Genomic DNA, 20,269 nt, shown 5'->3' with positions numbered 1-20,269 from the left:
TGCGGTGTCGTGCCGTCAGTTTGCGGTGACCGGGCGAATGCGATGGTCACGGCCTTGCTTTGCGTTTCCCTGTCGGGATACTGCGGGGAGTAGGCCGGAATGCGGGTTTTGTCCGTGATTCTTCAGGAATTTTCAGCGTGGATGGCGGTCTTAAAACCGAAAGTCCGCGAACCGAAACAGCGAGGATTGAGATGCGAATCCACTTCCTGACGGCAGCAATGTTGCTGGCGACGACAAGTGTTGCACAGGAGCCTGATCGGTGGACCAGCTCCCAAGCGATTGCGGCGCAGACTCCGCGAATAGAGATCCGCGATACGCTGGAAATCTCCGTCGACATCCCCGGCACGCTGAAGGAAGTCGTCCGCGTCGGGGACATCATCCGCAAGGGCGATCTGGTCGTGCGACTGAACGATTCGCTCGTGCGTGGTGAACTGAGCGTTATCGAAGCTCAATACAATGAAGCAAAGGCCGCCGCGGAGTCGGATGTGCTGGTCGAATTCGCGAAGGTCAAGCATGCCACTGCTCAGGTGGAACTGCAGGTCAGGCTGGAAGCAAACCAGAAGGTGGAAAAACTCGGCCGTGCTCCGGTGTTCACAGCGACCGAAATCAATCGTGCCGAACTTGACGTGAAGCAGGGAGACGCGGAAATCAGGAAGGCAATGCACGACCGGAAAATTGCCGGGCTGGCGGCCGATACGAAGTCCGTCGAGATTGAGGCCAAGCAGCGGGAGCTTGAGCAATACACGGTTCACTCCGAAATCGACGGGATCGTTACAGATGTTGTGCATCCCGCGGGCGAGTCCGTCCGCCAGGGGGATCCGATCCTGACGATCGTCAACATCGATGTCGTGAAAGCCATTGTGCATGTTGATGAGGTTCACAAGAGCCGCTTCAAGGTCGGCGATACTGTACTGGTTCGTTTCAACCACGACACGAATCTCAGCCAGCGTTCGGACGGCAGAGACGCTGATTCCTTCTTCACGGACAGGCCGAAAAGTGATGCCGACACCAGGCCGGAGGCAACGCTCACGTCCTCGAAACCTGACGCGGATGACGTCACGTTCGAAGGCACTGTTGTCCTGATTTCCCCGGAACTGACCACCAACAAGCTGCTGGAAGTCACGGCTCACATTCAAAACCGGAAGGATTCGGAAGGGCGACCACTGCTGCGGGACGGTCAGCCGGTTCGAGCAGTAATCCTGGGAGACTGACGGCTGCCATGGTACCTCGGTGACCAACGGGTTGCCGTTTGGTTGTCACGGCACTTTTTTCAGTCCACCGCGTTTCCTGATCGTCGCCACAGAAGGCGCGACCGGCAAACGGGAACACCTGCGTCCAATCGCGCACCATCCGATGAGACTCGGCGTCAACTATGGCTGACATCAACGAAGCCACGCAGAACGAAATGGTCGCGTCCAATCAGCGACCGATTCCGCTGATGCGCCGAGCGGACCTGGTTGTCGCAAAGATTGACTATCTGGGTGTCGGCTACCAGGTCATCAAGGATCCTGTGGCCCTGAAGTATCACCGGCTTCAGGTGGAACAATACACGATCCTGGAACTGCTGGACGGCAAGCGCAGCCTGGAACAGGTCCGGGATGATCTGAAGCTGCAGTTTCCCACGCTGCAGGTCACGCTGAGCGACATTCAGCAGCTCATCACCGACCTGCACAAAAAGGGTCTGGTGGTCAGTAACCGGCCGGGTCAGGGCGGTGCCGTCGTCCGGGAGCGTCGCAAGACACGAAACGAGAAACTCAAGCAGACGCTGATGAGCCTGATGTATCTGCGGCTGCCCGGCTGGGACCCGGAACGCACACTGCAGTGGATTTATCCGTTCCTGAAGTTCATGTTCTGGAAACCGGTCGTCTATGGCTGTGTCGCATTCACCATCAGCGCGTGGCTGCTGCTGGGAGCTAACCTGGACGAATTCCAGAGCCGCCTGCCGGAATTTCAGAGCTTCTTTGGCTGGCCCAACCTGATCTATTTGTGGGTGACGCTGGGCATTGCCAAGATCATTCATGAATTCGGCCACGGACTCAGTTGCCACCACTTCGGCAGCGAATGCCACGAAATGGGTGTCATGCTGCTGGTCTTCAGCCCCTGCCTGTACTGCGATGTCACAGACTCGTGGATGATGAAAAACAAGTGGCACCGGATCATCATCGGTGCGGCGGGGATGTACATCGAAGTGATCCTGTCGGCGATCGCCATCTATGTCTGGTGGTTCACCAGGCCGGGAATGCTTCACCACCTGGCGCTGAACATCTTTTTCGTCACGACGATCACAACGGTCATCTTCAATGCCAATCCGCTGATGCGGTTCGACGGTTACTACATGATGAGCGACTTCCTGGAGATCCCCAATCTTCGGGCGAAGTCGGACAAGATGCTGCGGGAAGCGTTTTCCTGGTATTGTCTGGGCATCGAAAGCCGGCCGGACCCCTTCATGCCGGAGACCGGAAAAGCCTGGTTTGTGACCTACGCGATTGCCGCCTGGTGCTACCGCTGGGTAATTTTGGTTTCAATCAGCCTGTTCCTGTACACCGTCCTGAAGCCCTATGATCTGCAGAGCCTGGGCATCACGCTGATGGTGTTTTCCATGGCTGGCATCTTCTTCGCAATGTTCCGGAACATTTATCAGATTCTGGTAACGCCGAGACTGGAACCCATGAACAAGATCAAGATCGCATTTACGCTGTCCGTGCTGGCGGCGGTCGCCTACGCGGCCGCGACGATCCCGATTCCTGGCACAACGAAGCCGTTTTACATGGAACCGAAGGATGTTGTTCACGTCACGTCTTACTTCAATGGCAAGCTGATGACTCCCGACGACTACCGGGAACGCTACCAGCAGCTTGCGGACATCCAGAAGGAATCCTTTGCCGGCATTTCCTGGCGGGCCGCTGAAGAGGAATTCGGACAGGTGCCTGTGAGCCTGACCGAACGGCTCCGAAGAAGTATTCCCGCATGGTGCGCCCCGGTGACTTCGTGCAAGAAGGCCAGGTGCTGGCGATTCTGGAAGACGCGGAAGGACTTCAGAACCTGGATGAGCTGCGAAAGGCGGCTCGCCAGTGGCGGGCAGTACGAAGCGGCTGTTGCCTATCGCAGTGCGGAAGGTCGTGTCAGAAAGGATATGACGGCTCGCGTGGCGGAAGCTGTGGAAGAGATGTTTGTGCTGGACGGCATCATGACCGAAAAGGTCCGGCTGATGACCACACGCGTGATTCGCGCGCCCGAAGGATGGCCGCGTTGTTGCCGCCAACCGGGTTCCGGAACCTCAGCGGGACGAAATCAACTACACCCGGCTCAACCGCTGGCACGGCACTCCGCTGGATCCGGAAAACGAACACTGCTTCGTTGAACAGGGGACCGAACTGCTCAGCATCGCTCCCACGGATCAGATCCAGGCCGTGCTGTATATTGACCAGGGGGACCGGGACGACCTGCAGGATCAGATGGAAGTCGAACTGAAGCTGGACCACCTTCCGGACATCACCTACACCGCTCCCGTGACCGTCATTTCACCGCGGGGCGAAGAAGTCGCACCGGAGGCGCGACAACAAAGCACGGCGGTCCGCTGGCCACCACGCCTGGCCAGCAGGGACAGGAAAAAGCTGGCCAGTAAGGTGTTTCGGGCAACCGTCGAGATGCATTTCGACCATCCGGAAAGCACGGGTGACGACTTCCTGATTAAACCCGGAATGAGAGGCAATGCCCGGTTTCTGGTCTCCCATCGAACGGCGTGGGACTGGGGCAAACGCTACTTCTTTGAGACATTTCGTTTCCGGCTGTAGTACCCTGCCCCGCCGGTTCGCGTTTGGCCGCGACGTGTTGTCCCGCTGCGGACTCTCCTGTTCCGACGTGTTCCTGCCTCCCATGCCGACAGTGCGCTGCTCTGCCGCGGGCAAGGCGAAACCAATCCCGTCGAAGCGAGCTGTTCAGCGCGAGAATGGAATCCACCGCGACGGCCGGACGATCCGCAGGCCCCAGTCTGTGCCCGGCTTCCATTGCCGAAAGCATCGAGTTGTAGACGTCGATACCTTCGCTGCCGACGTCGACGATCTGACCGGTACGGAATCGCCCGTTTGCGCTGGTGATGGCGTGGAAGACGCCGGACAGTTCCCGCTTGACGTCGTTGTGACGTCCGTCGCCGGATTCCGTCGACACCGTGAACAGCGAGTTTTCCAGAATCGTTCGCCCGTTTGCTTCCACGCTGTTGGGGCCGTCCAGCAACTGAAGAAAGTAGGCCACTTCGCGCATCTTCATGTGCGCGTGAGCTCGCAGTTGTTCGTTCGATTTCTTTTCATTGAAGCGGTGCCACCATTCGTGGCTGCAGCCGGCGGATCCGGAGGCGTTGAGCTGCCGGGCGTCATCGAAGATGTGGATCATTCTGCCGTTGTATTCATAGTCGCCGGTGATTCGCAGCCGTTCGCCGGCGGCCAGAAACGTAATTGAACCGAACCGCACGCGGTCCATCTGAATTGCCAGAGCATACAGATCGGCCAGAAGTCTCCATTCCGCGACCAGGTCGGCAAGCGGCATGTCGATACCTTCACCGCCGGGGTCGGCCTGTCCTCCATGAGCGAGTTTCGATTCGGGCGGCGCTTCCGGAGCACCTTCCGGGCGCTCTGTCATCGCGAACGCACGCTGTTCGAATTCGCGAATTCGATCCAGATGTTCGGCAACGCGCGTCTTTGAAGCCGATCCCAGCGGCGAGTTTTCGCCGGTGTAGAAACGGTACTGTTCGACAATGGAATCCAGCACGCTGCGGCGCAGTCGCAGGCGTCGCGTATCGATCTCGTCCGTGTCCGTTCCAAGAAAACCGAAGACGCGTTCGAACAGATCGCGCGGGCGTTCCTGCATCGTTGCGGCTACCGTGCCGTCCATGCCGTAACTGTGAACGTACCGGCTGACGCGCGATCTTCGAAAGAACGTGCCCGCCACCAGTGTCGGCACCATTCCTGCCGGCAGACCGTCCGGGTAGTGAGTGTGGCGGATGACCTGGTCGATGGACGGGCCACCGGCCTTGGCTTCGCCATGTGGCGGTTCGGCGGTGAACGCAGCGGACGCGCCGTCGAAGTGCGCATTGATTCCGGCTTCGTCGCACCGCACATGATCGATGCCGCGCATGATCAGCAGCTTGTCGCGGAGCGGCGTCAGGGGTTCCAGAACGCCGTCGAAACCTTCCGTTTGCAGCGGTGCGGGGATTCCCAGACCGAAAAACACGTTGAACGCCCGCACCGCGATGTTCGGGGCGGAAGACGCCGCAAGCGCCGAAGCAGGGATCATTTCTTCCAGCAGCGGCAGCCCGATCGTTACGGTTCCGCCCCCTTTCAGCAGGGTGCGGCGATGCAGACGAGTGTTTCTCACGAGTCCGGTCTCCGGAACGCGGCGAACAGGTACGGTGTCATTCTGACAGTTCGCTGCGGTGATCTCCAGAGGAGTTCAATGTTCGCGGCGGAGTGAATTACATCTTGCCTTCCGCGCGGTTGGACCACCACGGCAACCCGACTCCGCCGTCCATCGTCATCGTGGAACCCGTCATATAGGCCGCGTCGTCGCTGAGCAGAAAACAGACTCCGCCGGCCATTTCTTCCGGCGTTCCCATGCGGCCCATCGGCAAACCCTTTGCACCGCTTTCGATCTGTTCTTCGGTGAAGAATTTGCGTTCGCCCGGAGTATCGATCCAGCCGGGATGAAACACGTTGACTCGAATGCGGTGTTTCACAAGTTCGATGGCGGCGGTGCGGGCCATGTGGTCGATGGCTGCCTTCGACATGTTGTAGGCCATCGCTGTCGGGATCGCCAGAACCGCGTGCGGCGAACTGACGACGCAGATGGATCCTCCGCTGCCCTGCTTCACCATCTGCTGAGCCGACGCGCGGACACCGTAAAACGCGCCCCACATGCAGACGTCAACGGTTCTGCGAAAGCCATCCATGTCGGCGGTAACCATCAGTTCCCGGTCGCTGTAAACGGCATTGGAGACGAACACGTCCAGACTGCCGAACTCGCGTACTGTCTCCGCCACCATGCCTTCCACGGCCGACTGATCCGCAACATCGGCTGCGATGACGATCGCCTTTCGTCCCATCGCCCGGATGTCCTTTGCGACAGCCTCCGCCTGATCTTTGCTGGAATGGCAGTTGATGGCGACGTTGGCTCCGCCGCGGGCGAGTTCAACCGCGATCGCGCGGCCGATGCCCTTGGATGACCCGGTGACCAGAGCGTTTTTTCCTGCGAATTTCATGTTCGTTAATCTTCAAGAAGCGAATGTCACCTAATGCCGTGGAACTGCCTTCCGGCACATCAATTCCGTGCGGAGTGTATGCGGAATTCCGCCGGCGTTTCGAGGCAAACGCTGATCGCTGCCGGAAATTCCAGTCGTCGGAGACCCAACGCGCGCGGGGCAGAATGAGACATTCGGGCTCGCGGGAGCAAGAAGAGCGAAGAGTATCGGCGTCCGCCGCGGCCAGTATAGAATGCACGGACCAACAAACGAGTCTGATCTCGCTTCCTCAGGAGATGATTCGATGCGAAGCATTCTTTCCGCCGTGGTCAAGCTAGCTGCCGTCGCGAGCCTTCTTGTCCCGGCAGCCGTCGCGCAGAACCAGGGAGGCGGAAATCAGGGAGGAGCCAATCAGGGTGGCGGAAATCAGGGTAACCAGCCTCCCGGAGGAATCCTGATCAGTCCGGAAGGTGTCGTGGCCGGTGCTACGATTGTTCCGCAGCCGGGACGTCTGCAGCAGAAGCGCCTTCGCGCGCTGGCAAGTCGATACCTGTCCGCGGAAATCAACACGGTCAGCGCCATGCGGATGGTGTCGCTGGTGCGGCTCGAAGAAGAATGCCGCCGGCGACTGGATGCGGAACAACCACTGCCGACGGAGATTCTGTATCTGGCCGGCCTGACCCGGGTGGAATACGTATTTCTTGATCCTGAATCCAGCGACCTGGTGATCGCTGGTCCGGCTGAAGGCTTCGGGACGACCGACAACGGGCGCGTTGTCGGAACGGAATCCGGTCGGCCGGTTCTGACGCTGACGGATCTGCTGGTGATGCTGCGGCTGAAGAATGCTCACAACACGATCGGCTGTTCGTTTGACCCGGATCCGGACAGACTCGCCCGTGCTCAGGCATGGCTTCAGTCAAATTCGGATCCGGTGACCGTGGAAGTCGCGAAGGCTCGTTTTCTGGAAGTGGCCAACATTCTGGGAATGTGGAACGTGTCGATTTTTGGAGTCCCGCCTTCGTCGCAGACAGCAGCCTCATTCGTGGAAGCCGACTATCAGCTTAAGCGACTGACGCTGGGGCTGGATTCGCCTCGCGTGCGCGGTTTCCGCAGCTACCTGGCAATGGCCACGATTTATGGAAACATGATGCGCCGCTGGTGGTTTACTGCCCGCTACGAATCACTGGAGGCCAGTCCGGACGAAACTGCCTTCCACATGACGGGTCCGCGGCTGCAGTTGATGTCGCAGGATGAACTGGTCGATGCCGCAGGAAATCGCAAAGACGCGCCGGATTCCACGGCCAGCAATGAAAAATTCACACGTCAGTTCAACGAGAAAATGGAGGAACTTTGCGAGCGAGTTCCGTCGATGGCGGTGCTGCAGAATCAGTTCGACCTGGCCGTCGCGGCCGCTTTGATCCGAACTTACCGCCTTGCCGAACGGATCGACTGGACCGCCGACCTGTTTCTGGATGACCAGCGTCTGACGCTGCACCAATACAGCGTCGCGGAGCAGGTTCCGTCGCAGGTCAATGTTCGGTTTACGGCAGGTCAGTTGATGATCGGGCTGGTCGGCGGAGGCATCACGATGGTGCCGGCCAGCGTGGTGAATCGCGACCGGCTGACCATTCGTGATGACCTGAAGATGCCCGCGATGAATGCGGAACCCAATTCCTGGTGGTGGGACGTTGATGTCCAGAAGGCCGACTTGCAGAAGTAGGCCGAACAGTTTGTCCGGCCTGCTTCGCTGCTCAATTGTGCCTTGCCGGAATTACGGATTCGGAATCGGGGCCAGTTCCGTCGGAGGAGCGGGCGTCGTCGGGTCGGACGTTGTCGTTCCCGTTCCGACCGGCTGCAGAGGACCGACGGAAACCACAACCGCTCCGTCCGGCAACACCATCCCCGGTCGCAGGTCTCCCGGTGCGGCGCCGGCGTTCGGCAATGCGGACGGCAACGTGGGATCAGGAACGACGTTGACTGCCGGCGGCTGCACAACAACGGGGGCGGGAGTTATGTAGTTCTGGACAGTGTAGTTCGGCACCGTCGAATAATAGGCAGCCGACGATCCGTAAAGCGGGCTCCGATATCCGGAATAGTAGGACGGATAGCCGTAGCCATAGCCATACCCACCCAGCCCGCCGTAGTAATAGGGAGACCCGAAGAGTCCGCCGATGTACAGGCTGGTTCCGCCAACGCGGCCGCCATAGTACCCGCGGCTTCCTCCATAGTATCCGCCGCCGCCTCCAATGTGATGACCGCCTCCGTAGCCGCCACCACCGATTCCGCCGTGGTGACCGCCGCCGATCCCTCCGCCTCCCATGCCGCCGTGGTGGCCGCCGCCTCCAAAACCGCCGCCGTGACCGCCGCCGCCGTGTCCTCCACCACCGTGTCCTCCTCCGCCTCCGCCGTGGTGCTGTGCGACGGCCATTCCGGACGAACCCGCGATCAGGAATGAGGCCATGATGACTCCCATCAACCGTGGGCCAGATTCAAATGTCCGAATCCGGGCCATGAGGCCGGAACCACAAATCCATCGATTCATCTTCAACATGGACGCACTCCCGCTGTCGACTGCCCTGGAACTGTCCCAACGGTTTACATCGCCGTCCGGGTACCTGCCAAAAACGAACCAGACACGACGTTCGGGCATTCCGTTTCTGACAAGTGGAACATCAGGTTCCGCAAACATCATGGTCCGGTGGATCAGGCAACTGACAAGCAAAGAGCGTTCCCATGTGCGAAATCGCCAATTCAGAGAATCGATTGCAGCGTGAATTCCGCCAATCGTGCGACCCGGCCAGCCGAGGGGCATCAGGATGACGGATTTCGATCGCAGCAATTCGAAACGGCAGACGCGGTCGACGGAAGGATCGCGCGCTGCATTCGGAAGGAGTGATACGCGGGAATCCGGCCGACGCTGTTGGCAGAATTCTGTCCACGCTGGCCGCAAAATTGTCAGCGTTTGACTGGTGCCTGGCTGGTTTCCGTCAGCAGTTGGCTGTCCACAAGCCACTCTCGCAGGCGCAGTGGCCAGTCACCTGCGGCGCTGGTGCTGTTCGGCCGAAAACCGAATCCGTGGTCCGCATTTGAGTAGATGTGCAGCTCACACGGAACGCCGGCTTCCTTGTACTTGAGATACAGCTGAGCCATTCCCAGAGAAATGTCGGGCCTGTCTTTGGCTCCCAGAGCGATGAACGCCGGCGGCATTCCTTCCGCCACCGTAAAGCGCTTCGAACTTCCCGGGTAGATCAACACCTGAAAATCGGGGCGACAGCCGGATCGTTCAATCTCGTCGGATGCCGACGCGTCGCCGCCATCGGATTCCATCGCCGCCAGAGCCGCCAGTTCACCGCCGGCGGAAAACCCGAGAACGCCGATTCGCTGCGGGTTGATCTTCCATTCGTCCGCGCGAGCTCGCACGATCCGGATGGCTCGCCGAGTATCCGCCATCGCGTGTTCATCGACGGTGTACGTCGACCCCGGTTCGCGTGCCAGGCGGTAACGCAGGACAAAGGCCGCGATACCGTGATCGGCGAACCATTCCGCCAGAGCATCACCTTCGTGCCCCAGACACAGCACTCGGTGTCCTCCGCCGGGAGCGATCACGATCGCGGTTCCCGTTGCGGCGTCGTCCTTCGGCAGATACGGAGTGATCGAAGGATGATGGACGTTCGAGACGTTGCACTTTCCCGGTCCTTCGTCGACGGCTTCCGGTTCATTCATCCGAGTCTCCGAGCCCGGAGCGCCGCCGGGCCACAGAGCAATCTTCTCCGGCGTTTCCGCACGGCACGTGCCGCAGAATGTGACCGCCGCTGCGATCAGGGCGACGAATCGTCTGCTGTCGTTCGCTGAAATCAGTCGTCCGCTCATCTGGTTTCCTTTCGAGTCAGCGTGGAGGAATCGGGCGAGCAAATGCCAATGATCAATGTCCGCCCCAAAGCCATCAGCCGTTTCCGGCAAACGGCAGACGAGAATCTACCGTTTCAAACGCCGTCTGGCGCCCGCGAAATGGAAACGCTGACACTTCCCGAATTGTCCGCTCGCGACGCCGCGCTGTCGTTGATCTGCAGCCACAGCCGACTGGCGAACGGAGCGGTCACGACAGCGTCGCGCGCAATGGCCGCCCTGTTGGAAATCCGGCTGCCGTCTGCTGAGACAAGAATTGCCACGACCTGCCCCAGCGGCGCGCCGTGGACGTATTCAACCGTGACACCCTGCGGCTCCGATCGCCACGGCTGAGGATCATTCGCCACAAAGAAATCGCCGTCGCACTGCAAGCGAACCGATTCACCGGCCGACAGCGATACCCCCGAATCCTGCCAGCCGCGATCAGCTCGCACAGTCACGGTCGCCGGTTCATTGGCGGAAACATCAGCGACTGACAATTCGCGGTCCGCGTGCCATGCAAATGATCGGTCAGTATCGAAACCTTCAATCAGCGATTCCGCGAAGAGCAGCCAATCCGACGTCCAGCGTTTCCGGAACGCACCTTCGAACCGAGTCACGGCCGCGCGAAAGTCCGCGTGCCGCCGAGTCGTTTTCAGTTCGGCGGCAAGGTGTTTGCGGTAGAACGGATGCTCGTGAATCATCCAGCACAGCGCCCACCACCAGGCGTAGCGCGAGTCTTCCTCGACACCGGGCACCGACAGCAGCCGCGCGTCATCGAGCGCCGGAATGTTCAGTGTCCTCATCTCAGAACCGGGCCGTGAATCAAAGATGCGCCGCAGTTCGAAGATTCGAGCCCAGCCTTCAAATCCGCTGTGGACCGCTGGCATGACTCCGAAGTGAGCTACGGCCTCTTCGCCCTCCGCAGTGCTTATCAGCGAATGCGTCGCGAAGTATTCAGCCATGCCTTCGATGTACCAGGCATCAGGAGTATCGGTCATGCCGCATTCGCACGTCATGAAGCAGTGAGTGAACTCGTGCAGCAGCAAATGCCGCCGATAGTAGTCATCGACCTGGTCCCGCATCCAGAACTCGTAGTTCAGATGTCGGCCGTGCTTGAACGTCAGCCCGTCGGACGGCATCAGGCCGGCCGCTTCGAACCGCGCCGCATCCGCAATCAGGTGGCCCGTCACCTGGAACTCAGAACCGTCCGGCGCTTCAGGAAGTCGGCCGAAGTGCTGTTCCAGCCGTTCGAACAGAGCATCCGCCAGCGCCGGCAGTCCCGCCCCGTCGCCTTCGACTCGATCGGTCAGCAGCACCAGCCGTTTCGCTCGGAAAACCCGAATCCCCTGTTCGCTCAACCGGGCTTCGTTGATTTCACGCCGACTGTCGGGCAAGCGAAGCCGCTGTTCCGGTGGACTCAGACGGACATCGCGTTGCTCCTGTCGCCGAACGTCCGCGTCGTCAGCGTCGCCGGAGTCCGTGTGGTGTGAAGGTTCCGCGACCGACCGTAGTGTGGCTTGCCGCTGCGACTCCGGTTCTCCGTCGATCGTCGTTTCGTAACGGATCGTTTCGCGAACGGCGGACGACGGAATGGAACCGGCGGTTCGGTTTTCGGATTCACCACAACCCGCAATGAGCAAACTGACGATCCCGGACACGCGAAGGACGTCAGCTATCGGAATTGTCGTGGACCAGGGCTTCATGGAACGCATGATAGCGTGCCGGCCTGACGTCCGGCCACAACCTTGACAGACCGACACCAACTCGGCGTGATGATTGCGATGCCGGCCCCGTCCGACAGATCGAGGCAAAGGACGCGCCTGCCGGGCGGTGAAGCGGGTACCACATCGATCGCAACGTTTCGGAATGACTCAACGGCGGCGCGGCGGTAAGATGCCGTCAGTCGTTTTCATTCCGGTCGCGGCGTCGATCGATGTATTCCGGGATTCTGCGTGTCATGAGCCGCCAGGCACCTTTCCCGGCCGCTTGTGGAGTATTTCGAAACTCAGGTTATCTGATGTCCGTTACAGCGAAATTAGTGACTGCCAGCGAGCTTCTGGCGAATCATTCGCGCCAGCGCTGTGAGCTGATTCGAGGTGAGGTGAAACTGATGAGCCCTGCAGGCAGTCGGCATGGCTGGGTGGCCGCCAGTGTTGGCAGAATTTTGGGGAACTTTGTGCTCGATCGAAAACTCGGCCACGTTTTCGGTGCTGAGACCGGATTCGTGATTGAAAGTGATCCCGATACGGTTCGCGCGCCCGATGCTGCGTTCGTCAGAATCGGTCGAGTCAGTGGCAGAATCCCGTCGGGATATTTTCCTGGCGCTCCGGACCTGGCGGTCGAAGTCGTCTCACCCGGTGACACGTCGACGGAGGTTCATCAGAAGGCGGAACAGTGGCTGCGGTCAGGAGCATCCGTCGTTTGGCTGATTGATCCGACGCGCGAGACCGGGGCTGTCTGCCGATTGGAAGACGGTGAGTTTCATCTGCGATCGGTGCGAGAACTGGCCGCTCCGGAGCTGCTGCCGGGATTCTCGCTGCCTGTCCACGACCTGTTTGAATAGGCCACCACAGCTTCAGCGGATTTGATCCCAAGCCGTTCCCGACGATACCCTCAATCGCGCTGCCGGGAGTATCGTCTTTTCCGCAACCACCGGAAGGCGGGATCCTGCCGATCGCCGTTTCGACCAGCCAGCTTCTCACCGACTTTTCCCCGATGCCAGGTGCTGTCTCGATCAATTCCCGCTATGACGTCGCCGTGATTGGCGGCGGGCATAACGGACTGGTCGCGGCCTGCTACCTTGCGAAGGCCGGTCAGTCAGTGCTGGTGCTGGAACGAAATGCAGAATTGGGCGGGGCGACTCAGTCGAAACGACTCTTCGCCGGAATCGACGCCCGGCTGTCCGCGTACGCCTATCTGGTCAGTCTGTTTCCAAAGAAGATCGTCGACGATCTCGGGCTGAACCTGCGGCTGCGGTCTCGCGGGACGGCATCGTACACTCCGTCACTGGCGAATGGCTGCTTTCGCGAGGTGCTGATTCGTAACAATGATCCGGGCGCGAATCGCGACGCATTTCGAACTCTGACCGGCAGCGATCGCGACTATGACGAGTTTCAGGAACTGCAGCGCCTGCAGCAGCAACTCGCGAGTGTGGTCTGGCCGAGTCTGACACAGCCGCTGGTGACTCGTTCTCAGATGCGCCGACGGTTGTCGAGCGCCGGCCAGGCGGCGTGGCAGGCTTTCGTCGAAGAGCCGCTTGGCAACGTCATCGAACGCCTGCTGTCCGATGACCTGATTCGCGGGCTGGTGTTTACGGACGCAAAGATTGGTCTGTCGACGCATCCTCACGATTCGTCATTGAGACAGAACCGCTGCTTCCTGTACCACGTCATTGGAAACGGTACGGGAGAATGGCGTGTCCCGGTCGGCGGCATGGGAGCACTCGTCGATGAACTGGTTCGAATCGCGGCCGGCACCGGCAGCGTCACGTTTGTCACGTCGGCCACTGTGGTTCGTGTGGACCCGGGTTCGAACCGAGCGACCGTCACGTTCGAACAGGCTGGCACAGTTCGCGATGTCGATGCCGATACCGTGTTGTGCAATGCGTCGACCGATGTTCTCGCACGGCTGCTCGGCAACGTTCACGAAGCGCCCGGTGACGTACCTGCCGGGGCGGGCTTCAAGATCAACATGCTGCTGTCGCGGCTGCCGAAACTTCGATCCGCGAACTGCGCGCCTGAAGCCGCCTTCGCCGGAACGTTTCATATCGACGAAGGTTACGAGCAGATGCAGTCCAGCTTTGCCGACAGCGTCGCCGGACGTGTCCCGGAAACTCCGCCGGGAGAAATCTACTGCCACACTCTCACTGACAATTCGATTCTTTCGGACGAACTCAACCGACAGGGAACCCACACGCTGACGCTGTTTGGACTCGACATGCCTTACCGGCTCTTCGAAGACGACAACGACCGAGTCCGCCGCGACGTGCTGGCGAAGTATCTGTCCGGCATCAATCAGTTTCTGGCAGAACCGATCGAAAGCTGTCTGGCGGTCGACGCGAATGGCGACCCGTGCATCGATGCCATGAGCCCCGTCGATCTGCAGAACAAGCTGCACCTGCCGCAGGGCAACATCTTCCACGGCGACCTGACCTGGCCGTTTGCGGAATCCGATGAACAAGCCGGATTGTGGGGCGTCGAAACAGAACATCCCCGCATTCTGCTGTGCGGATCGTCGGCTGTTCGAGGCGGTGCGGTCAGCGGCATCCCCGGCCACAACGCGGCGATGAAAGTTCTGCAGGACAGAACAACATAGCTGGTCCCGCGATGCGCGTGCCGCGTGACCCGACGATTGCGGCTGTCATACATGGCTGAGCGTACGCGGCCACTGAAATTGGTTCCGATTCTGCCGGTCGCATCGATTCATCGTGATGCGGCAATTTGGCAGCCCGACGACAAAACTGTCGCCTTCGCTAAACAATCCGCAGAGCCTGCAGAAGACCGGGCTTCGCTGATTGTCGCTCGGCCACGCACGGTGATCATGGTGTAGCGTTCCAGCAACACACCCGGGAACGGCGCTGTCGTGAATGCTGACGTTGCGACGGCAGCAGTTCGGTTGCCTGGTCGATCTTCGTTCCTGCACGTTCTGCGCAATAGCGGTGAATTCTGAACGCAGCGGCTGAGTTCCGGTTTTGTGGTCGCCATGGCTGGCGGCAATGCAATCAGATTCTCGCAGTACTCACAGCAAAGACTCATGACCCGTTCCACTGAACAGTCCGAATGGATCTGCCGCGACTGGCCGGTGCGAGCCGCGTGGACGTTGCTTCTGAGCGTCGCTGCGCTGGTGATGTTTCGCAGTCCGCTCAGTTCCGCCGCGGCACGCTGGGCATCGGAGCCGCAGTATGCTCACGGTTTCGTTGTTCCGCTGATGGCGATCGCTGTTGCATGGATGCGACGTGGCAGAATTCTTGCGGGAACCGCCAAATGGAACGTCTTCGGCGTGATGCTGATGGCGGCGGCGGTCGCATCGCACCTTCTGGCCGGTCGCCTGCAGATTGAAATCATCGATCAGGCTGCATTTCTGTGTGCTGCGGCGGGAATTGTGCTGGCTGTGTGGGGACGGCGATTCTTCTGCGGAGTCTGGCCGGCGGTGTTGTTTCCGGCATTCCTGTTTCCGCTGCCGACTCAACTGGAAACGCTGACGTCGGCGCCGCTGCAGGTTCCGAGTGCTCAGGAAGCCACCTACTACGTGCAGTCGTTCGGGATTCCCGCTGTTTCGTCCGGTGGGACGATTGTGATGGGCGACGTGCGGCTTGGTGTCGCGGAAGCGATCAGCGGGCTGAGAATGCTGATGGTGTTCCTTGCGGTTTCGGTTGCTGCGGTAGTCGCCAGCCGACGGCAGGCCTGGGAAAAGGTGCTGATTCTGTTCAGTGTTCTTCCGACGGCCCTGATTGTGAACCTGATCCGCGTTGTCGCAACGGCCGTGGCGTACAAGTGGTCCGGCGAATCGTCAGCGAATTTTGTGCATGACACGCTGAGTGCCTGGCTGCTGCCGCCGGTGGCGATGGCAGCCGTATTACTTGAACTGAAACTGCTGGACTGGCTGTTTGTGGAGGTTCCGGAACCCCGCGTTCATGTCAGCGGCGCGGTAAGGCCGGGAGTCGTCCCGGTTTCCCGGTAAACGCGTCCGGAACCAGGATTACAGAACTGCGGATCGATCGATGGCTCATGCATCCGACAACTCGAAGCATACTTCGCCGCGGCGCGCGCTGAACGTCAGAGCTCTGATCATTGTGCTGGGTGTCCTGGCAATGTTTCACTTCGGCGTGCGTCATCTGCACGGACGTCAGGTTGGCGCGACGTGTGACTATCTGAAACAAACAGGAATGGCAGCACTCGACGCCGGCGACCACGAACGGGCGTTTGAGTTTCTGGATCAGTACCTGGCTCTCCGCGGCGGTGACGCCGATGTGCAGCGGCTGGTGAGCGAGCTGCTGCAGGAACATACCACCGACGAATCTCTGCAGCGTGCGTTTCGGATGAACGAACAAATGCTGCTGGCGCGCCGGGATGACGATGACCTGCGGCTGCGGCAGGTCCGGACTGCTGTTCGACTGGATCGTTTTTCGGACGCGGCGGCTCACCTGCAGGAACTTCGATCCCGTACGCCCGACGTTTCCGAAGTCTGGTACTACAGCGGACTGGTGGCGGAGAGTCTCGAAGATCTCGACACCGCCGCGGCGCACTTTGAGAGAGCGATCGGTCTTCCGAATCCGGCGCCCGAGTGTTTCGAACACCTGGCGAATGTTGTTTCCAGCAACGCCGGCGGCCGCATGCCCGACCCGAATCGCGCCGAAGCTCTGCTAAATCAGATGGTGGCGACCTGCGATTCGGCGAAGTCCCGGTTCATCCGCGCGTCATGGCTGATGCAGCAGCAGCGTCCGGAACATGCGAGCGTCGATTTGTGGCAGGCGCTGAAGTCACGGCCCGGCGACATTTCGTTCAACACGATGCTGCTGCAGGCGTACCGGCAGATGTCCGCCGAGTCATCTTCCGCTCGGTTCGAATCCGCGCGGCTGCTGCAGCATTTTCAGCAGCAGGTGGTGGCACAACCGGAATCGACGGCGCTGCGGCTGTTACTGGCATCGGCACAATGGCTTGCCGATCAGAATGATGCTGCCATCGCGACTCTGGAAGACGGAATTCGCCGCAGTCCGCGGGAATATCGACTGCACGAACTGCTGGTCGATTTTCTGGTCAGCCGCCATCAGACCGAACGTGCTCGCAGAGTCTATGCCGGTCTGCCGGAACGAGCGCTGTCGCGCGCTCGCCGACAGTTTCTGCTGGGCCGCGTGTTGATGGCCGAACAACAGTGGGATGCGGCGGCCGAAGCGTTCGGTCTGGCCATCAGCCTGGCGGGCCAGAACGATGACGTCAGGTCGCGGGCATCCACGTGTCTGGCGCTGTGTCAGCAGCAGTCCGGCAAGTCCGTCGCGGCTCGCGAATCGTACCGGCTGTTGCTGAGATCGAATCCTCAGTCGGTCAGTGGTCGCCTGGGAATGGCGACGGCGTTCCTGCAGCAGGACCAGCCGGCTCGGGCCATCATCGAATACCGGCGGCTGATGGATGTTCCCGGAGTACCCGCGTTTCTGGCGAATCTGCTGATTGAATCCAACCTGTCTCAGCCAGCCGGCCGCCGCGACTGGTCGGAAGTCGAACAACTGCTGAGCGACACCAGTCCCGCCGTCCAGGATGACGTGCAGCGGGCTTTGCTGCAGACCGATCTGCTGTTCGCGAAGGGTGCTCCGTCGCGAGCACTGGATCACCTGGAACGCGCGGTCCATCAGCATCCCGGCGACGCGAAGCTGGCTCAGGCATGGGACAGCGTGCTGCTGGTCAAGGCGCCAGCGCTGCAGCGACAGATCGAAATGACCGTTCAGAATGATGCGGCCGACGAGTCAGCTCAGGGCGGACTGCTGGCTCTGCTGATGGCTCGCCGAGAACCGCAGGCCGTCACAATCTGGTTGAATCAACTGAGGTCGCCGTCCGCCGGTCGGCAGCTTTCGGAAGGCAAACGGCTGAAGATTGTCGCCGAAGTGACGTCTGGTCTTGCCAGGTCCGCCGGTCGAAACGGACGCGGACAATACACGGCCGAACTTCTGGCCGTTGCGGAAAACGCCTATCAGCAACTGGTGACGCGGGACACAAATCAGCTTCCGGCCTACGTCGGGTTTCTGGCCGAACAGCAGTCGGCTCGCCGCGCGGCTCAGGTGTTGCAGCAGTCTCCCGTTTCGGCGAATGCCAACATTCGCGCGTTCAGTTGGCTGGAATGTCTTCGCCGCGGTCAGGATCGGGCGGCGGTCAGATCGGTGGCTCAGCAGGATCTGCTGCGGCTGATCAACAACGATCCCGCCAGCGTCGTGCTGCGGATGGCGTACGCGGAATCGCAGATTCTGTTCGAAGACTACGAATCCGCCGGGGCCGTTCTGGAACAACTGATTCAGCACGATCGACGAAACGCGGCAGCCTTCAGTCGGGCGGCATGGATTCTGGCCGTCAGCCGTCGAGACCTGTCGAAAGCACTGGAGTATTCGTCGACTGCGTCACGGATCGCGCCATCCGATCCGCAGATCCGCGACGTGCAGGGACTGGTGCTGGCTCTGACCGGTGATCCGCAAACCGCGCTGCAGATCTTTTCGTCAATTCCCCGCGACGAACGTCTGCTGACGTCATGGCTGTATGAAGCGAAAGCTCTGCAGGCGGCCGGGCAGTCCCAGGCGGCCCGCCAACTGGCTCACGAACTGACCGAGCTGGGAGCCGAACACCAGATCACCCCCGCCGACGCGAAGCTGCTGCATTCGCTGAAAAACGGGGGCACGTGAGGGAGTTGTCAGTTGTCAGATTTCAGAATTCAGATTTGAAATTTCGCCGGGGTTTCATTTTACGGCGACGATTGATGCGAAGTTCAGGCACTGAAACCAGAGCATCGCTGTTTGCAACCCCACCGCGTGCAGCCGAAGGATGTGGGTCTGCAGAGTTTCCGGGATCAGCCGGTTTTCGATGGCGGTTCGCTTTTGAGCGATCTCCAGGTCGCTGTAGCCGTGAGCCCGTTTGAATTCGTGATGCAGTCCAGTCATCAGTTGCTGTTCAGCGGGATCGTCGAAGCAGATCTTTTCCGACAGCACCAGAGCGGCGCCTGGTCGCATTCCATCGACGGCTTTTTGAAGCAGCGGCTGGCGTTGCGACGGCGGCAGAAACTGCAGCGTCAGGTTCAGCACAACCAGGGAAGCGTTGCGAATCTGCACATCGCGGATATCAGATTCGTGCAGCTCAACGGCACAGCCGCTGTCCGGCACGCGATCCAGTGCGTCGCGCAGTCGGGCCATCATCGCGGCCGAACTGTCCACGGCGTGAATTGTGCAGTCCGCCGGTGCGCCGCGTCTCATGGCGAACGTCGCGGCACCCAGTGAACATCCCAGATCATAGATGTCGGTACCGGGCACGGCGTACTTCGCGGCGAACTGTTCAATCATCGCCAGGATGGACGCGTAGCCCGGTACCGACCGAGCGATCATGTCGGGAAACACGCTGGCCACCTGATCGTCAAATTCGAATTGCCCGATGCGTGACAGCGGTTGTGAATAGATGCGGTCGGTGGTCATGGCAATCAGGCGCTCGGCTGAGCGGAGTCACGAAACACGGCCAGTACGCGAAATCCTTCATCGATAAAGTCCGGTAGTTCCGCGGGTTTGATCCGTTTGCCCTGGCGATAAAAGACCAACTGGTCTCCGCTTCCTTCGGCACAGATCCTGTGTTCATTCTGAAAAAACGTCAGCACTTTGTCGGTAAACAACTGGCGAATCGCCGACTCATCGTCGCCACGAAGCAGGTACAGCTTTGAAAACTGCGGATGCGTGGCAAAGTCAATGTCCTGGTAGCCGAAGGCGCTGCCGATCCTGTGAAGGATGCTCTCCGGCCGCACGGCGAATTTCGTCAGATTCAATGCGGGTGTCTGGAAGTAGATCACTCCCTGCCTGAGCGTCTGCGAGTTCTTGCCACTGCCGACCGTGTATTGGTAGTCCATCACGGCCAGTTCGAGTCCCCTGGCTTCGCCGTGCAGCATGTTGCGAATCTTCCGGGAGCGACCCTGCGAAAACAGGTGCAGGTGACTCAGGCGGCTCAGCAGGGCTTCATTCCCGGTCGGGAAAAACGGCAGCCCAAGCTGCTCAGCCACCTGCCGAAACGATTCCGTCCGCTGCTTTTCGTAACGCCAGGCAACGAAAAGAATCAGAGACACCACCAGACCCGCGCCGGCAATCAGTGAAATCAGCAGGCCCATGTCTCGCATGCCGGCCGCAATCAATGCGGATGTCTTCATCACGGTCGGTAGTTCCTGCATCAAAAATGTCCCGATCGGCGTAGCGCTCCATTCGACGCCGCGCGGTGGATGCCGCGAAGGTTGCCCTTCCTGCGATGCTTGTCGCACAGCGTATCGAAATCGGCGGCTTGCACCACTGCTCTTCGGTCAAACGGCGACTGCATGTGGCAAGCGGCGAAGCAGATCGAATCGCGATTTCGCGGAAGTCGCATCCTGCGGACCGTGGTGTTCAGACGACTGTTTCTCACGCGCCACAGATTCTCACGCGCCACAGAA

15 protein-coding genes are annotated in these 20,269 nt (G+C 60.1%); 8 read left to right on the top strand and 7 right to left on the bottom strand.

Annotated elements, in window-relative coordinates; genetic code table 11:
- The first annotated feature begins 191 nt into the window (after positions 1-191).
- The 3 genes from R3C19_12810 (at position 192) to R3C19_12800 (ending at position 3,794) form a co-directional block, all read left to right on the top strand.
- Complete coding sequence (locus R3C19_12810) at positions 192-1,211, top strand: HlyD family efflux transporter periplasmic adaptor subunit (GenBank protein ID MEZ6061238.1); 1,020 nt, start codon at positions 192-194, stop codon at positions 1,209-1,211.
- A 161-nt stretch (positions 1,212-1,372) separates the two neighbouring features.
- Positions 1,373-3,361 carry a hypothetical protein gene (locus tag R3C19_12805; protein MEZ6061237.1) on the top strand — a complete coding sequence of 663 codons (1,989 nt, stop codon included), beginning with the start codon at positions 1,373-1,375 and terminating at the stop codon, positions 3,359-3,361.
- A complete protein-coding gene (locus R3C19_12800) occupies positions 3,291-3,794 on the top strand; it encodes an HlyD family secretion protein (protein MEZ6061236.1) in 504 nt (167 codons plus the stop codon). Before R3C19_12805 ends, R3C19_12800 begins: the two co-directional genes overlap by 71 nt.
- Here the strand turns inward: R3C19_12800 and R3C19_12795 are convergent.
- Together R3C19_12795 and R3C19_12790 are read right to left on the bottom strand one after the other, a co-directional pair.
- Positions 3,691-5,370 (bottom strand): DUF1552 domain-containing protein, encoded by a 1,680-nt coding sequence (locus R3C19_12795; GenBank protein MEZ6061235.1) that lies wholly within the window; start codon positions 5,368-5,370, stop codon positions 3,691-3,693. The two genes, R3C19_12800 and R3C19_12795, sit on opposite strands and share 104 nt — an antisense overlap.
- Positions 5,371-5,467: 97 nt before the next feature.
- Positions 5,468-6,250 carry an SDR family oxidoreductase gene (locus R3C19_12790; protein MEZ6061234.1) on the bottom strand — a complete coding sequence of 261 codons (783 nt, stop codon included), beginning with the start codon at positions 6,248-6,250 and terminating at the stop codon, positions 5,468-5,470.
- Between the two features lie 283 nt (positions 6,251-6,533).
- On the opposite strand from R3C19_12790, the gene R3C19_12785 reads away from it, so the two are divergent.
- Positions 6,534-7,949, top strand: a complete 1,416-nt coding sequence (locus tag R3C19_12785) for a DUF1598 domain-containing protein (protein ID MEZ6061233.1) — start codon at positions 6,534-6,536, stop codon at positions 7,947-7,949.
- Positions 7,950-8,000: 51 nt separating this feature from the next.
- On the opposite strand, the gene R3C19_12780 is transcribed toward R3C19_12785, so the two are convergent.
- From R3C19_12780 to R3C19_12770, 3 genes are all read right to left on the bottom strand, one after another.
- Positions 8,001-8,690: a hypothetical protein gene (locus tag R3C19_12780; protein MEZ6061232.1), complete on the bottom strand. Its 690-nt coding sequence runs from the start codon at positions 8,688-8,690 to the stop codon at positions 8,001-8,003.
- Positions 8,691-9,184: 494 nt separating this feature from the next.
- Positions 9,185-10,099, bottom strand: a complete 915-nt coding sequence (locus R3C19_12775) for an alpha/beta hydrolase (GenBank protein MEZ6061231.1) — start codon at positions 10,097-10,099, stop codon at positions 9,185-9,187.
- A 113-nt stretch (positions 10,100-10,212) separates the two neighbouring features.
- Complete coding sequence (locus R3C19_12770) at positions 10,213-11,820, bottom strand: hypothetical protein (GenBank protein ID MEZ6061230.1); 1,608 nt, start codon at positions 11,818-11,820, stop codon at positions 10,213-10,215.
- Between the two features lie 230 nt (positions 11,821-12,050).
- Between R3C19_12770 and R3C19_12765 the strand changes: the two genes are divergently transcribed.
- The 4 genes from R3C19_12765 to R3C19_12750 all read left to right on the top strand — a co-directional run bounded on the left by R3C19_12765 (position 12,051) and on the right by R3C19_12750 (position 18,497).
- Positions 12,051-12,680: a Uma2 family endonuclease gene (locus R3C19_12765; protein ID MEZ6061229.1), complete on the top strand. Its 630-nt coding sequence runs from the start codon at positions 12,051-12,053 to the stop codon at positions 12,678-12,680.
- Positions 12,681-12,832: 152 nt separating this feature from the next.
- A complete protein-coding gene (locus R3C19_12760; GenBank protein ID MEZ6061228.1) occupies positions 12,833-14,431 on the top strand; it encodes an NAD(P)/FAD-dependent oxidoreductase in 1,599 nt (532 codons plus the stop codon).
- A 438-nt stretch (positions 14,432-14,869) separates the two neighbouring features.
- Positions 14,870-15,796: an exosortase/archaeosortase family protein gene (locus tag R3C19_12755; GenBank protein MEZ6061227.1), complete on the top strand. Its 927-nt coding sequence runs from the start codon at positions 14,870-14,872 to the stop codon at positions 15,794-15,796.
- Positions 15,797-15,836: 40 nt separating this feature from the next.
- Positions 15,837-18,497 (top strand): tetratricopeptide repeat protein, encoded by a 2,661-nt coding sequence (locus R3C19_12750; protein ID MEZ6061226.1) that lies wholly within the window; start codon positions 15,837-15,839, stop codon positions 18,495-18,497.
- A gap of 54 nt (positions 18,498-18,551) precedes the next feature.
- Here R3C19_12750 and cmoA read toward each other — a convergent pair whose 3' ends face one another.
- Complete coding sequence (cmoA, locus tag R3C19_12745; GenBank protein ID MEZ6061225.1) at positions 18,552-19,277, bottom strand: carboxy-S-adenosyl-L-methionine synthase CmoA; 726 nt, start codon at positions 19,275-19,277, stop codon at positions 18,552-18,554.
- 5 nt (positions 19,278-19,282) lie between these two features.
- Positions 19,283-19,993, bottom strand: coding sequence for a hypothetical protein (locus R3C19_12740; GenBank protein ID MEZ6061224.1), 711 nt, complete (start codon positions 19,991-19,993; stop codon positions 19,283-19,285).
- Between the last annotated feature and the right edge of the window lie 276 nt (positions 19,994-20,269).

Source organism: Planctomycetaceae bacterium (assembly GCA_041398785.1).
GTDB lineage: Bacteria > Planctomycetota > Planctomycetia > Planctomycetales > Planctomycetaceae > JAWKUA01.
The sequence above is the reverse complement of the archived record's forward strand: the minus strand, read 5'-3'. Positions and strand labels throughout refer to the sequence as shown.

Bases quoted from the DNA above. Each gene is read 5' to 3' on its own strand.
- R3C19_12810 (MEZ6061238.1), top strand. From the start codon at position 192: ATGCGAATCCACTTCCTGACGGCAGCAATGTTGCTGGCGACGACAAGT.
- R3C19_12805 (MEZ6061237.1), top strand. From the start codon at position 1,373: ATGGCTGACATCAACGAAGCCACGCAGAACGAAATGGTCGCGTCCAAT.
- R3C19_12790 (MEZ6061234.1), bottom strand. From the start codon at position 6,250: ATGAAATTCGCAGGAAAAAACGCTCTGGTCACCGGGTCATCCAAGGGC.
- R3C19_12785 (MEZ6061233.1), top strand. From the start codon at position 6,534: ATGCGAAGCATTCTTTCCGCCGTGGTCAAGCTAGCTGCCGTCGCGAGC.
- R3C19_12780 (MEZ6061232.1), bottom strand. From the start codon at position 8,690: ATGGCCTCATTCCTGATCGCGGGTTCGTCCGGAATGGCCGTCGCACAG.
- R3C19_12775 (MEZ6061231.1), bottom strand. From the start codon at position 10,099: ATGAGCGGACGACTGATTTCAGCGAACGACAGCAGACGATTCGTCGCC.
- R3C19_12770 (MEZ6061230.1), bottom strand. From the start codon at position 11,820: ATGAAGCCCTGGTCCACGACAATTCCGATAGCTGACGTCCTTCGCGTG.
- R3C19_12765 (MEZ6061229.1), top strand. From the start codon at position 12,051: ATGTATTCCGGGATTCTGCGTGTCATGAGCCGCCAGGCACCTTTCCCG.
- R3C19_12760 (MEZ6061228.1), top strand. From the start codon at position 12,833: ATGCCAGGTGCTGTCTCGATCAATTCCCGCTATGACGTCGCCGTGATT.
- R3C19_12755 (MEZ6061227.1), top strand. From the start codon at position 14,870: ATGACCCGTTCCACTGAACAGTCCGAATGGATCTGCCGCGACTGGCCG.
- R3C19_12750 (MEZ6061226.1), top strand. From the start codon at position 15,837: ATGGCTCATGCATCCGACAACTCGAAGCATACTTCGCCGCGGCGCGCG.
- cmoA (MEZ6061225.1), bottom strand. From the start codon at position 19,277: ATGACCACCGACCGCATCTATTCACAACCGCTGTCACGCATCGGGCAA.
- R3C19_12740 (MEZ6061224.1), bottom strand. From the start codon at position 19,993: ATGAAGACATCCGCATTGATTGCGGCCGGCATGCGAGACATGGGCCTG.